This is a genomic window from Paenibacillus sp. Y412MC10 (genome assembly GCF_000024685.1).
Classification (GTDB): Bacteria; Bacillota; Bacilli; order Paenibacillales; family Paenibacillaceae; genus Paenibacillus_AQ; species Paenibacillus_AQ lautus_A.
On sequence record NC_013406.1, the window covers coordinates 5,331,533 to 5,344,656 of the forward strand.

Below are 13,124 nucleotides of genomic sequence, written 5' to 3' on the forward strand. Positions count from 1 at the left end.
TATTCATACTAACACATTCTTGTTAAAATCAAACTCGACAATTCCAAGAATCGGAGGTTTGAATCCATGACAACGACTACCACTCCAACCAATCAAGTCATCCATGATCGAAACCAGCGCGTGCAATGGTTCCAGAACGACCGTTTCGGCATGTTCATTCACTGGGGGCTTTACTCCATCCCGGCCCGAGGCGAATGGCTCCGAAGCACGGAACAAATGAGCATCGAGGACTATCAGGCCTATTTCGATGAATTTGATCCCGTTGACTATAATCCTCGGGAGTGGGCCAAAGCGGCCAAGAAAGCAGGCATGAAATATGCGGTGCTGACGGCCAAGCATCATGACGGATTCTGTTTGTTCGACAGCAAGCTGACGGAATATAAGTCAACGAATACCAAAGCCGGCCGGGATCTCGTACAGGAGTTTCTGGAAGCTTTCCGTGAAGAAGGCCTTAAAGTCGGCCTCTATTTCTCGCTGATCGACTGGTATCATGAGGACTACCCGGCTTATGGAGACCGGATTCATCCGATGCGGGCGAACGAAGACTTCAAGCGCGATCCGAAAAACTTCGACCGATACCTGGATTACATGCATGGACAAGTGCGTGAGCTGCTCACAGGCTACGGCAAACTCGATATCATGTGGTTTGACTTCTCTTATGATAACATGCGCGGCGAGGTGTGGCGCGCCACCGAGCTGATGAAAATGATCCGCGAGCTTCAGCCGCACATTCTTATCGACAATCGGCTGGAGGGAAGCGGCGAGAGCGGCGGCAGCATCTATACCACCGATCCGTCCGTATACAGCGGCGACTTCGCGTCGCCGGAACAGATCATTCCGCCGCACGGGGTTGTGGACCAGACAGGTGCCCCGATTCCATGGGAAGCCTGTATTACGCTGAACAACAACTGGGGTTATGCCGCAGCTGACCGCAATTACAAATCGGCGACCACCATCATCCGCAAGCTGGTGGAATGCGTCAGCAAGAACGGCAACATGCTGTTGAACGTCGGTCCTGACGCGAAAGGCTCCATCTCGAAGGAGAGCCTCGACGTGCTGGAGGAGATCGGCGACTGGATGAGCAAGAACGGAGACAGCATCTATGGCTGCGCGGCGGCCGATTATCCGAAACCGGAGTGGGGTCGTTATACCCAAAAAGGCAATACACTGTATGCCCACGTCTTTGAGGAGTCCATCGGACCGATCAATCTCATCGGCATGGCCGACAAGGTGAAGAAGGCCCGGCTGCTCGCGGACGGATACGAATTGTTCCTCAGCCGCCCATGGAGCGCGGCCGAATTCGTCGAAGACGCATTCGTGAACTTCGCGCGTCCTGAACACTTCACCTATCCGCTCCCCGACAAACGCAATACCGTCATTGAACTGGAGCTTTATGACGAATCGGATCGTTCGTAACGATAAGATCGCTTATACATGAACTAATCCCTATAAGAGCCTGACTCGATGTTTTGTTACATCGCGTCAGGCTTTTTTATGTCCGGACGCCTCGTCCTCCCAAGATCATCATGCCGTTTTCAAAACGCAAAAAAATCGTATTGCACAATAACTGTTTATGCAATATACTAATTATCAATTAAACTGTTTATATAATATACAATTATTTTAAAGGAGATGTTCGGCTCATGATTAACTATGCTGTTGAAATTCGTCAGCTTCGCAAAAGCTTTGGGCACCAGACCGTGCTGGACGGGATCGACCTGAGCGTGCCGCAAGGAAACGTATTTGCTCTTCTCGGTCCTAATGGGGCCGGCAAAACAACCTTGATTCACATCCTGTCCACGTTGGTGACGCCCGATGCCGGGAGCGTGAGGATCAACGGGTTTGATCTCCGCGATCACAAGCAGGAAGTTCAGCAGTCCATCAGTCTGACCGGCCAGTTCGCTGCCGTTGACGAAGTCCTGACCGCCGAAGAAAACCTCAGGATGATATGCAGGCTGTCGGGTCTATCCGCTGCGGAAGCCGGGCGGAGAACCGCCGAGCTGTTGGAGCACTTCGATCTGGCGGCCGCGGCGGCCAAGCGCGTGAAGACGTATTCCGGCGGGATGAAGAGACGGCTTGATCTGGCGATCAGCCTTGTCGTACCGCGGCCCGTGTTGTTCCTCGATGAACCGACCACAGGACTTGATACGCGCAGCCGCCGTGCGCTGTGGGATATCATCCTGCAATTGAAGAGCCAAGGCATCACCATCCTGCTGACCACGCAGTATTTGGAGGAAGCCGACCAGCTCGCGGACCGGATTGCGGTTCTGGATGGGGGACGAATCGTAGCTGAAGGTAGTCCGGCCGAGCTGAAGACCCGGGTCGGTGGTGAAATGCTGGAGCTTCGCGACGCACGTGACGAAGTGATCCACAGGATTCCGACAAGCGGCAGCATCGGCGACGTCGCACATACGCTTCAGGAGTTCATACGCTTGCTCCCGAATGAGACGCGCGTAAGTCTTCACAGACCCAATATGGATGATGTATTCCTGTCGCTTACCGACAAGAAAATGGAGGGAGTTGTATGATAAGAGCAACGGCTGCGAAAACAAAAACAACGTCCCTAGCAGTTACCCAGTCTGTCTTTATCGGCCGCAGCCTGCGTCACAGCATCCGCAACGCGGAGGCGATGATAACGGCAATGGTGCTGCCGATCATGCTGATGCTGCTGTTCACCTATGTATTTGGCGGTGCCCTCGATCCCAGCGGACAGTATGTTAACTACGTGGTTCCGGGGATCATCCTGCTATGCGCCGGCTTCGGATCGTCCAGCACGGCCGTCGACGTCTCCCAGGATATGACCAATGGCATCATTGACCGCTTCCGCACGATGCCCATTCAAAGCTTGAGTGTCATCACGGGGCATGTGGTCGCCAGCCTTGCCCGGAACATGCTTGCGACAGGCGTTGTTATCGCAGTGGCTCTGCTCGTTGGATTCAGGCCATCAGCAGGGCTTATGGATTGGATACTCGCCATCGGCTTGATCGCGCTCTTCATCTTTGCCTTTACCTGGCTCTACGCCGCTATCGGTCTCGTTGCAGGCAGTCCGGCAGCGGCCAGCAGTTATGGATTCATCCTGCTCTTTCTCCCTTACCTCTCCAGTGCTTTCGTTCCCACCGAGACAATGCCGGCTTGGCTGCAAGGGATCGCAAGCAACCAGCCGATTACGCCGGTCATCGAATCCATTCGCGGATTACTGACGGGAGGCTCCATCCAGGATCAGATCGGCTGGGCGATCGGATGGTGCCTGTTCATCCTGATCGGCTCGATGGTATGGAGCATGTGGACGTTTAAGAGGAAAGCCGGACGACGCTAAATACGGGTGGTTGCTTTACTAAGGGCGCACGAAGGATACTCCATCCGCTTCCAGTAGGCTGCCGTGTCCTTCCTATCTCATAGTCGGTCATTCCACCAGTACCCCCGTAACTAACGTTAATGAAAGTCCGGCCGGAACGATACCAACCAACCGGGCGCTGAACAAGTCGGGCTTGGTCCGACTCAATCAGCAAAAAAAAACGATCCTCATGAGGATCGTTTTTTTTGCTCGGCTGTTGCTGCACTTTTTGGATCGACCAAGCCCCGTAACTTGGCCGACATCATGGCTTCTCCGGTGGTTACTGTTGTTTCTTGGCTTGAAAATATTGCTCGATACCATCCAAAATGCGTTCTAACCCGAAATCAATGTCATTGCCTATCGGATTCACTTCCTCGCTGTCTTCCGTATAGACCCCCGACATCACAACCGGGTACAGGAACGGAAACCGATCCGGCTTCATAAGCTGTTTCAGCGCTTCCGTATAATCAAGTCCACTAAACTGTTCCGGGGTGGAGCCTGCCTGTATGGCGCGGTCCATATCCCGCTGCATCATGCCGCTCGTTCTGGCATAATTGCTTAACAAGAGAATCAAGGACATCCGCTCATAATCATTCAGCGGAAGATCCTTCATGAACCGCAGACCCCAATCGATAAATCGCAGATTGTTCGGCGTAATGGGAATACCCGTAATCGGAATGTCTCCGAACCAGGGGTGATCCCGGAATACCTGCATCGTCGATTTGACGTAGACCCGCATATTCTCGCGCCAGTCAGCAGAATCTTCCGCCGGAATGGGAATATCGCACGCGGCGTTCTGCATCAGCACCAAAAGGTCGTCCTTGCTGGATATGTACCGGTACAGCGACATGGCGGTAAAACCCAAAGTGGACGCAATTCGATTCATGGAGACAGCTGAAAGCCCTTCTTTATCGGCGATGTCGATGGCCGTATCTACAATCTGGGAAAGGCTCATCTCCCGTTTCGGTCCCCGCTGCGGCGGCTTAACCAATCCCCAGCTGAGAGCCGCCCCTCTGGGCAGCTTGGATCCAATATCCGGATCTATCATCTCATCGTTAGACATGATCATGATTCCTTTCTGCATCCTTGCATCTGATAATAATTGTTTATATTATAAACAGTATAACATATCTCATCATCCATAGGTAAAGAGGGCGAATCAGGGTCTTTGCAGAGAGCTGCCGGCTTCGCCGCCCTGTGCTCAATCATGCTAAAGATGCGTCAAAATGTGGACCAGCTTGCCGAACGGATCGCGGACAAAAAAGCACGTACTCCCCAAGGCTCATGAACAGGTCCGTATTCAATGCGAAAGCCTCCCCGCCTCATGCCCTCCAGCACGGTCTCTATATCGTCCACTTCGATCGACAAATCCGGTACCGGCGTGCCGCCGCCCCCCTAAGAAGCAAAGCTGATCTGAACGCTCATCTTCTCCTGCGAGCCATAAGTGGTGATCCAGCCGTGATCCATGATTTTATCCAGTCCCAACACATCTTGATAAAACGTTTTGGCTGCGGCGGCATCCTTCGTATCGATATTCGCAACGATTCGTTTAACTCCCGCCTTGTCCTCCTCCATTCATCATGCTAAAGATTCAAGGTATCTAACGCTATACGCGCTCTCACGCAACTGCACATCTAAAGTATAACAAATCCTTCCATCATAAAAAGCTGTTGAGATTGAACTCAACAGCTGATTCGTTAGCTCCCTGATGCAGTTGGCCTAATGATGATTTCATTCACAGCCCGAATCGGCTCACCGCCAAGTCGCGGCGATCGGATACGAACAGCAAAACGGAAGGGATTCGCCAGTTAAACACAAAAAAACGGCATTTCTGGCGTTTTTTTATGTCGGGCATCAAGCCGCCCTGCCTTTTATTCGCATGCCTATCCTTTCGTTCCGCCCTGCAGCCCGAAGCCCTTGGACATGAACTGCTGGGATAGAATATACATGATGATCGCCGGGATGGCGTACAGCACCGAGAATGCCGCCAGGCTGCCGTAGTCGACCATGCCGTACTGCCCGAAGAACTGGTACAGCTTCAGGGATGCCGGGAACTTCTCGGGCGATTGCAGCAAGATATACGGAACGAAGAAATTTCCCCAGCTGCCCGAGAATGTAAAGATGGCCACCGTGCATATCCCCGGAACCATCAGCGGCGCCACCACCTTGCGGATCCCCGTAAACACCGAGGCCCCGTCCACCCATGCGGCTTCCTCCAGATCGCTCGGCACGGAATCCATGAAATTCTTCATCATCCATATCCCGTACGGCATGGACGACGCTACATAGAACAAGATGACGCCAAAAATGTTGTCATACAGCTTTAACCCCAGGAACAACTGATAGACAGGGACCATAACGGCCGTAATCGGCAGCGAGGTCATGAACAGAATGGTCAGCATGAAGGGCTTCTTATATTTCATCTGATAACGGGATAACGGGTAAGCCGCTAGCAGCGCCAGCAGGACAACCAATACGGCTTGGCCAAGCGACATCACCAGGCCGATCAGATAAGCGCGCTGGTTCTCGCTGCTTGTAATCACCTCTACGTAATTGGCGCCGGTAATCTTGCTGGGCACTTTCAGGGATTGCATTGCATTCGGATCGACGGAAGCTACAAGCACCCAGAGCAGCGGCAGCACGAAGCAAATGCCGATCCCCGCAAGAATCGCATACGGCAGAATTCGATAGACTAATTTACGTTGTTTGGCATTCATATGATTTCACCCCTGGTTACTCTTTCATCGACCTGATATACAGGAGGCTTAACACAATCCCGATCAACAGCAGCAGCAGCGAAATAGCGGTTCCATAGCCTAATTGATAGTTCACAAACGCCTGGTTGTACATAAAGATCGGCAGGGTCGTCGTGGAGTTGCCCGGACCGCCACCGGTCATCGCATAGATGAGCCCGAACACCCCGAGCGTCTGCAAAGTAACCAGCATCATGTTCGTGGTAATGGTGCTTTTGATGTAAGGGATGATGATGCGCGTGAAGATTTTCCACTTGGAGGCTCCATCCACTACCGCCGCTTCCTCGATTTCGTTCGGCACGTCATCCAGCGCGGCTTGAAATACCAGCATCGAGAAGGCCGTGCCGTGCCAAATATTCGCAAGAATGATCGTCAGCATCGGGACGGTAAACAGCCAGGTCACTTCCGAAAATCCGAAAAATGTGATAATCGCATTCAGCGTGCCTTCATCCCCGAAGAAGCTGTACAGACAAAGGGCGCACACGATCTCGGGCGTTACCCAGCCCGCAAGCACAATCGTTCCAATCACGCGCCGAAACGTCTTGTTCCTCTGCTTCATCAGCAGCGCAATCAGAAATCCCAGCACCTGCTGCCCGATCACCGCCGAACCGATAAGAAATACCAGCGTGTTCCAGATACTGATCCGAACCGTGGGGTCCTGGAACATCCGGGTATAGTTGTCAAGGCCGATAAACTTGAGTTCCCTCGCCGCTTCCCCGGTCAACGCCAGATTGGTGAAGGAATAGAAGAACGTTAACAGGATGGGATATATAAAAAACACGAGCATAATCGCGATTGAAGGCAGCAAAAAAAAGAGCCAGGTATACGTTTTTCTTCGTTTCGGGTAAACGTCCACGGACAGACTGCTCATGTGTGGTTCTCCTTCCATACGGATGATCTGAAAAACCGCTTGCCCAAGTCTCCGCGATGACAGGAGCGCTTGAGCAAGCCGGTTTGCTTATAGCAGGTTATTTCTCCACGATATGATCCGCTCCAACAATGCGGGTAACGTCCTGCGCATATTTATTCATGGCATCCGCAGGCGACGTTCCCGTTGCTACGGATTCCACCATCGTCTGGATCTGCGTCGACACTTCCGGATACTTTTCCTGTGCCGGTCTAAACTCTGCGTTCTGCAGGTATTCGGTCGCGATTTCGTTAAACGGCATTTTCGTATATTCCGGATCCTTGGCAACATCGGCACGCACCGTAATATTGCCGGAGGACATGACGAGCTTCTGGGTATTTTCCTTGCCTAGCGCATACTTGATAAATTCCCATGCCTCGTCTTTATTCTTGGAATTGCTTGGAATCGACAGCGCCCAGCCTCCGGCCAGCGTGATCGAGCCGGGCTCCTGTCCTTGGCTGGTCGGCATCGGCGCAAAGCCGAGCACGTCCTTATATTCAGGCCATGGCGCCGCGCCGGTTTCCATATAGTTGCCCGTGATCCAGGAGCCATCCAGCGAAATCGCCAGCTTGCCCTGCGGCAGGTATTCGCGGGAAGCCGTGTTGCCGGCCTGGCCGTTCAATACTTTGGAGAGCGGCGGTCCCAGCTTCTCTTTGTTGACCGTTTCCACAAAAGTCAGCGCGTCCAGAATGCCCTGGCTTTTCGTAATCCATTTGCCGCTGGCATCGTCATACAGCCTTTCGCCCGTTCCGTAGAGCAGCATCTCGTAGGTTTGCATGGAGGTTGCTTCGCCTGTAGCCTTGCCCATGTTCATCCAGATCGGTACAACGTCGGGCGCCTTCTCCTTGATCGTTCGCGCAGCGTTTAAGACCTCCTCCCAATTCTTAGGCTGCCAATCCTCCGGAAGACCCGCTTGTTTGAAAATATCCTTGTTATACCAAAGGCCCCTGGAATCCGTGTTATACGGCACGCCGTATACCTTGCCATCGCTGGCAGTGACGCCCTTCTTCATCGCCTCGATGAAGGAGCCGTTGCCCCAGTCTTCCCATCCCGCCAATTTATCGTCGAGCGGCTCCAGATAGCCCGCGCTGGCATCCGAGTTCAAGATGAAGGTATCTTCCGTCACGATATCGGGCGCCGTATCTTTGGATTTTAGTGCCAGAGCCACCTTGGCAAAATAATCGCCTTCCGATGCCTGAATCGGTGTCGGCTTAATCTCTACGCTTTTGTCAGGGTAACTGGCCGACACTTCCTTGAGCCATTTATAGAACGCTCCGTTCTCGCCGATTCCGTCATCCCGAAACGTAACGGTAATGATTTTCTTGGCTATCTCTCCGTCCTTTCCCGGCTCCGGATTGCCGGTATCGGCCGGCGTTTCCTTGCCCCCGGCACAACCGAACAACAAAGAAACGCTTAATAAAGCCGTCGTTACTAGCCAAATCCCCCTCTTGCCTGACTTCATACGGATCCCTCCTTTTGGCTGAACACATTGATTATATGATCCAAATTTTGGATACGCTTACGAGAGCGTATATTCAACTCTATTTAGTAAATAGCGTAGATATGCTAATTACCATATATAGTAAAAACAAGTATACAGATCCCTCTATATCTTCATTCCTTCAATTTTAGGTCTTTACTTTTGCCGAAAACGCCAATATATTTGTATGTACAAACAATTATTGGTGAATTTACATGGATCCAAACGTCAGAACAACAGATAAAACTGGAGGTAACCTACCCATGAGTGATCGCTTGATTTTTTTGCTGGCTCTATTTTCAGTGACAGGCTCGGGCCTCATAGCCGGCCTGTTCTTCGCCTTCTCCTCCTTCATGATGACCGCTTTATCCCGGATTCCGAACGAACAGGGGATTAACGCCATGCAGTCCATCAATGCAACCATACTCAACCCCACGTTCGGCGCACTGTTTACAGGTACTGCCCTAACCAGTATCGTTCTTGCGGTCCTATCCATTCTCCGCTGGGGAGAACCGGGATCCGTCTACATGCTGGCCGCCGGTCTGCTGTATCTAACGGGATTCATCGTGACGATGGCATTCAATGTCCCGCTCAATGACGCGCTGGCTGCCGTTGATCCTGCGAGCAGTACAGGAAGCGAGGTCTGGAATGCCTACCTAAGTAAATGGACGGCCTGGAACCATGTACGGACGGTCACCTCCATAGGGGCCATGATCCTGTTTGTTTTTGCCTTACGGCATATCCCTTAAGACTGGATTACCCTGAAAACTAGATTTAAGGGCTGCCTGTTCAAACTTTCTAACACATAACCCATACCAACTCTACCGATTCTTCATTAGATATACTATCAATCTAGTAAAGGCGGTGGAGATTATGGGGATTTCCACGACAGGTCAGTGGAATCACACATGCCAACTTGACACTTCAGCCAAGCCGCGTCGCAACATCGGATGGATATCAAGCAATTGGAGCGGATACTCTATCACTGGAAAAAAAGGAGCTTTCAAACGGGTCTCCGCCAAATGGAACGTGCCGTTTGTTCGGCCAAGCCGCGGGGCGTCCTACTCCTCGGCCTGGATCGGCATTGACGGATTCAGCAACAGCAAATTGATACAGACCGGAACGGGTCATGATTGGATAGACGGCAAGGCTTATTATTATGCTTGGTGGGAGATTCTCCCCGCCTCGGTTACGATCATTCCGCTGCCCATTCAGCCGGGTGACCGCATGCATGCCAGCATCATCAAGTGCAGCGGGTCAAACTGGTTGATCTGCCTTCGCAACGTATCCCGGAACTGGACCTTTCGAACATTGCAGCGGTACGGCGGTCCGCAGACCTCGGCGGAATGGATCGTCGAAGCGCCGCAAATCAATGGGGAGCTTGCCACGATGGCACGATTGTCCCCCGTTGTCTTCTCCTGCTGCCGCGTCAATGGGAAACGCTCCAAACTCACGGCGGAAGATGGGGGCATTATGCTTCAGAATTCAACCGTTACCTCCATTCCTTCCAATCCGAACCGGGCGGGAGACGGTTTCGTTGTCAAAGGCGTTCATCAATAAGAGCCTGGAGCCTTAATGCCCATCAACCAGCAACAGCCGCTGCACGCCGGAAAAGTCCGGCATGCAGCGGCTGCCCCTTTATCATATACCGTAAACCGGTTTTCCCTTATACAGCACGGCATGGCGGCGGGACCGCCTGGCAACGGCTTCTGCGGAGCAGCTGGCTTCCACAATCACCGCATCCGCCGTATCCCCGACGTTTGGCCACGCATAGCGGCCGTCCTGGTCTAGCGGCGTCACGCCTCCCGTAATAAACCCGAGAGCCTGTCCGAGCGAACGCTCATCGCTCATATGGAAGCGTTCGGCCAGCGTGCCCGCCTTGTCCAGATTATCCCCTTTGCCGAACGGGGACCAATGGTCCATAATGCTGTCTTGCCCAAGCGAAATGTTTACGCCGCGGCGATGCAGCTGCGGGATCGGGATGGTTCGGCCAAGCGGTACGGAGGAGGTGATGGAAATACCCAAGTCCGCTAACCGAATCGCCACTTCATCCACCTCGCTTGGTGAGACGTCCGCGAAAGCGAGGGCATGGCTGAGCGTGACTCTTCCGTTCCACCCCGCCTCTTCCGTAAGATCAGCCACCCGTTTAAAGGCATTCAGTCCGATCTGGGACGACTCATGCAGGTGCAGGTCAATGCCGGCGTTGGCTTCCACCGCCAGCTCCATCACGGTGTTCAGCGATTTCTCCATATCCTCGTCCACCGTCGTGGGATCCAGCCCGCCTACCAGCGCGGCTCCGTTCCGGAGCGCTTCCCTGACCAGGGACACGGACTGGCTGCGAAGCAAGCCGTGCTGAGGAAAAGCAACGATCTCCACAAAAGCTTTTTCCTTATATCCTTCAACTGCCTGCAAGGTGGCTTCCAAATTTTTCAGACCGACGACGGGATCCACATTGCAGTGGGAGCGGACATGGGTAGAACCGTAACGCAGCAGCAGATCCAGCAGTCCCTCCGCTCGCTCCTTGGCGGTGGGAAGAAGCTCGGGAAGCAGCCTCTCTTCCTCCTCGATCCGGCTGAAGATTCCGTGAGCCGGACGAAGCGGTGCCTTCCATGGTCCTCCATAATAGGTTTTGTCCAGGTGGATATGCATATCTCTAAAAGAGGGCAGCATCAGATTCCCCTTCATATCCCATGTCGGCAGCAGCGAATCCGGCAAAGCCTCCGCGGGACGAATCTCAGAAAAAGCCCCATTCTCTATCTTCACATGAAAAAGTCCCGTTTCGGTTCCGGTCACGACGTCATCCTCGTAGCGGTAACCCGTTTCCAGTCGGACATGCAGCAGCCAGTATGCCTTGCTGTGTTCGTTCATATAACCATCATCCCCTTCTCGCTTATATCTGCCCTCTTTTCGATATCCCTTAGTTCGCAGCCCCCATTAAGATGCGTTCGATTTCTTGATATCCCCGCTCCTGGGCGTGCTGCAGGGGAGTTACGCCGTTCCCGTCCGGAAGCTCAGGGTCTGCCCCATGATCCAGCAGCAGCTTCACGATACGCTGATAGTTCTCGCTGCCGTCACCGAGAATGACAGCCTCCAGCAGCGCGGTCCAGTTCAAATTATTAATATGGTTCACATCGACGCTGGTCCGGGTCAGCAGCTCCTGCACAATCTCCACATGACCGCGGTCGGAGGCCGGTATAAGAGCCGTACCGCCAAAACGGTTCGTGAGCGTCACATCCGCATCGGCATCAATGGCCAGCCTCAGGATGTCCAGCATTCCTTCAGCACCGGCATACAAAAACACATTATTCAGTTGGTGATCCCGAATATTGATATCGGCGCCAGCCTGAATCAAGGCGTCTACCGTATCGACATGATTGCGGTAGGTTGCCGCCATCACCGCCGTTCTTCCCTGTTCATCCGTCGCATCGATGTTAGCGCCGGATTGAAGAAGCTGTCGTACTTGCTCCGTATTCCCTTGCTCGGCGGATTCAATGAGTTGACGATCCATATTCTTCTTCACCTCGTGTTTCTCCGAATTTGGTTGACAGGCCGACAGGAAAAGGATCAATAGCATAGCTGTTATTCGCAGCACCCGATACTCCCCCTCTTTCTATCGTATATATGGGTATGCTACCATGAGACAGAACCATATGAAAAATACTTAAAAAATTGAAATTATGAAGGTTTTTCATATACAAGGAGGTTTGCATAAGCATATGGATATCAGGCAGCTCCGCTATTTTATTGCCATCGTGGAGGAAGGCACCATCTCGCTCGCCGCCAACCGGCTTCATATATCCCAGCCGCCGCTCAGTCAGCAGCTGAAAGCCATGGAGGAAGAACTCGGATCGGTCTTGGTATATCGAAGAGGGAAGCGGCTGGAAATCACCGAATCGGGGAAAGCGCTCTACAAATACGCGCTCCAAATGACCCAGCTCATGGAAGAGGCTAAAGCTGAAGTGAAAGAGGTCGGGAACGGAGATAAAGGAACGCTGAGCCTTGGCATCAATACCCTGTCTTCGGTAGAGCTGCCGTCATGGCTCCATGAGTTCAGGGCAAGATATCCCCAAGTCTCGTATAAAATTCAGCAAAACGAGTCGTATCAGCTCTGTGAGCTCGTGCGAAACCGGTCGCTCGAAGTAGCGATCGTTCGCCTGCCGCTTGAGTTGGACGATTTCTCGATCCTTCATCTGCAGACGGAGCCTTTTTACATGCTCACCTCGGAGCCATCCATCGAACAGGAGACGACCCTCTACCATATCGCGCAGCATCCGCTTATTCTGCCAAGCACGGAAGGGCTGGGCGTGTATTATACGATCCAGATGGCTTTCTCGGAGCAGAAGCTGCAGCCGAACATCGTAGCCGAATGCTCCGACATTTCGCTGCTGCTGCGCTTGGTCTCTTCGGGGTTCGGCGTGGCGATCGTTCCCGAGACCCTGATCAAACAGCAGCTGCCCGCAGCGGTGCATGCCTTCAAAATCAAGGATACCCCGGCTGCGGCCTCCACCGCCTTAATCTGGCTGAAGGATCACCATGTCTCCAGAACGGCGCTGAACTTCATTGACCTGTTGGCTAGCACCTTATAGATTTGCGAACCTCATCGGATGTCCAGCAGCAAAAAGAGGACAGAGCTAATGAAGCTCCGTCCTC

The 13,124-nt window shown here is 52.9% G+C and carries 12 protein-coding genes and 1 pseudogene; 6 read left to right on the top strand and 7 right to left on the bottom strand.

From position 1 onward, the window contains the following. Positions 1–66 precede the first annotated feature (66 nt). The 3 genes from GYMC10_RS23295 (at position 67) to GYMC10_RS23305 (ending at position 3,316) form a co-directional block, all read left to right on the top strand. Complete coding sequence (locus GYMC10_RS23295) at positions 67–1,416, top strand: alpha-L-fucosidase (protein WP_015736794.1); 1,350 nt, start codon at positions 67–69, stop codon at positions 1,414–1,416. Positions 1,417–1,643: 227 nt separating this feature from the next. Next, on the top strand, positions 1,644–2,528 hold the full coding sequence (locus GYMC10_RS23300; RefSeq protein ID WP_015736795.1) for an ATP-binding cassette domain-containing protein: 885 nt from the start codon (positions 1,644–1,646) through the stop codon (positions 2,526–2,528). Next, positions 2,525–3,316, top strand: coding sequence for an ABC transporter permease (locus GYMC10_RS23305; RefSeq protein ID WP_015736796.1), 792 nt, complete (start codon positions 2,525–2,527; stop codon positions 3,314–3,316). Before GYMC10_RS23300 ends, GYMC10_RS23305 begins: the two co-directional genes overlap by 4 nt. Positions 3,317–3,614: 298 nt before the next feature. On the opposite strand, the gene GYMC10_RS23310 is transcribed toward GYMC10_RS23305, so the two are convergent. From GYMC10_RS23310 to GYMC10_RS23330, 5 genes and pseudogenes are all read right to left on the bottom strand, one after another. Continuing rightward, positions 3,615–4,397, bottom strand: a complete 783-nt coding sequence (locus tag GYMC10_RS23310) for a TetR/AcrR family transcriptional regulator (RefSeq protein WP_015736797.1) — start codon at positions 4,395–4,397, stop codon at positions 3,615–3,617. A 147-nt stretch (positions 4,398–4,544) separates the two neighbouring features. Further along, positions 4,545–4,909 (bottom strand): annotated as a pseudogene (locus GYMC10_RS23315) (VOC family protein). Between the two features lie 308 nt (positions 4,910–5,217). Then, the gene (locus tag GYMC10_RS23320; RefSeq protein ID WP_009591022.1) at positions 5,218–6,051 is read right to left on the bottom strand and encodes a carbohydrate ABC transporter permease; all 834 of its coding nucleotides are present in this window, start codon (positions 6,049–6,051) and stop codon (positions 5,218–5,220) included. Positions 6,052–6,067: 16 nt separating this feature from the next. Continuing rightward, positions 6,068–6,958, bottom strand: a complete 891-nt coding sequence (locus GYMC10_RS23325; RefSeq protein WP_009591023.1) for a carbohydrate ABC transporter permease — start codon at positions 6,956–6,958, stop codon at positions 6,068–6,070. A gap of 97 nt (positions 6,959–7,055) precedes the next feature. Beyond that, positions 7,056–8,456 carry an ABC transporter substrate-binding protein gene (locus GYMC10_RS23330; RefSeq protein ID WP_015736798.1) on the bottom strand — a complete coding sequence of 467 codons (1,401 nt, stop codon included), beginning with the start codon at positions 8,454–8,456 and terminating at the stop codon, positions 7,056–7,058. A gap of 281 nt (positions 8,457–8,737) precedes the next feature. Here GYMC10_RS23330 and GYMC10_RS23335 point away from each other — a divergent pair, with 281 nt between their 5' ends. Both GYMC10_RS23335 and GYMC10_RS23340 read left to right on the top strand, forming a co-directional pair. Beyond that, a complete protein-coding gene (locus GYMC10_RS23335; protein ID WP_015736799.1) occupies positions 8,738–9,223 on the top strand; it encodes a DUF1772 domain-containing protein in 486 nt (161 codons plus the stop codon). A 124-nt stretch (positions 9,224–9,347) separates the two neighbouring features. Next, entirely contained in the window at positions 9,348–10,034 is a 687-nt protein-coding gene (locus GYMC10_RS23340; protein ID WP_015736800.1) for a G1 family glutamic endopeptidase, read from the top strand. Between the two features lie 81 nt (positions 10,035–10,115). Here GYMC10_RS23340 and GYMC10_RS23345 read toward each other — a convergent pair whose 3' ends face one another. Both GYMC10_RS23345 and GYMC10_RS23350 read right to left on the bottom strand, forming a co-directional pair. Next, on the bottom strand, positions 10,116–11,342 hold the full coding sequence (locus GYMC10_RS23345; protein ID WP_015736801.1) for an amidohydrolase: 1,227 nt from the start codon (positions 11,340–11,342) through the stop codon (positions 10,116–10,118). A gap of 49 nt (positions 11,343–11,391) precedes the next feature. Next, entirely contained in the window at positions 11,392–12,048 is a 657-nt protein-coding gene (locus GYMC10_RS23350; RefSeq protein WP_049788818.1) for an ankyrin repeat domain-containing protein, read from the bottom strand. Positions 12,049–12,190: 142 nt separating this feature from the next. On the opposite strand from GYMC10_RS23350, the gene GYMC10_RS23355 reads away from it, so the two are divergent. Further along, positions 12,191–13,060 carry a LysR family transcriptional regulator gene (locus tag GYMC10_RS23355; protein WP_015736803.1) on the top strand — a complete coding sequence of 290 codons (870 nt, stop codon included), beginning with the start codon at positions 12,191–12,193 and terminating at the stop codon, positions 13,058–13,060. Positions 13,061–13,124: the final 64 nt, after the last annotated feature.

Bases quoted from the DNA above. Each gene is read 5' to 3' on its own strand.
- GYMC10_RS23350 (WP_049788818.1), bottom strand. From the start codon at position 12,048: ATGCTATTGATCCTTTTCCTGTCGGCCTGTCAACCAAATTCGGAGAAA.
- GYMC10_RS23340 (WP_015736800.1), top strand. From the start codon at position 9,348: ATGGGGATTTCCACGACAGGTCAGTGGAATCACACATGCCAACTTGAC.
- GYMC10_RS23320 (WP_009591022.1), bottom strand. From the start codon at position 6,051: ATGAATGCCAAACAACGTAAATTAGTCTATCGAATTCTGCCGTATGCG.
- GYMC10_RS23295 (WP_015736794.1), top strand. From the start codon at position 67: ATGACAACGACTACCACTCCAACCAATCAAGTCATCCATGATCGAAAC.
- GYMC10_RS23355 (WP_015736803.1), top strand. From the start codon at position 12,191: ATGGATATCAGGCAGCTCCGCTATTTTATTGCCATCGTGGAGGAAGGC.
- GYMC10_RS23330 (WP_015736798.1), bottom strand. From the start codon at position 8,456: ATGAAGTCAGGCAAGAGGGGGATTTGGCTAGTAACGACGGCTTTATTA.
- GYMC10_RS23310 (WP_015736797.1), bottom strand. From the start codon at position 4,397: ATGTCTAACGATGAGATGATAGATCCGGATATTGGATCCAAGCTGCCC.
- GYMC10_RS23325 (WP_009591023.1), bottom strand. From the start codon at position 6,958: ATGAGCAGTCTGTCCGTGGACGTTTACCCGAAACGAAGAAAAACGTAT.
- GYMC10_RS23335 (WP_015736799.1), top strand. From the start codon at position 8,738: ATGAGTGATCGCTTGATTTTTTTGCTGGCTCTATTTTCAGTGACAGGC.
- GYMC10_RS23345 (WP_015736801.1), bottom strand. From the start codon at position 11,342: ATGAACGAACACAGCAAGGCATACTGGCTGCTGCATGTCCGACTGGAA.
- GYMC10_RS23305 (WP_015736796.1), top strand. From the start codon at position 2,525: ATGATAAGAGCAACGGCTGCGAAAACAAAAACAACGTCCCTAGCAGTT.
- GYMC10_RS23300 (WP_015736795.1), top strand. From the start codon at position 1,644: ATGATTAACTATGCTGTTGAAATTCGTCAGCTTCGCAAAAGCTTTGGG.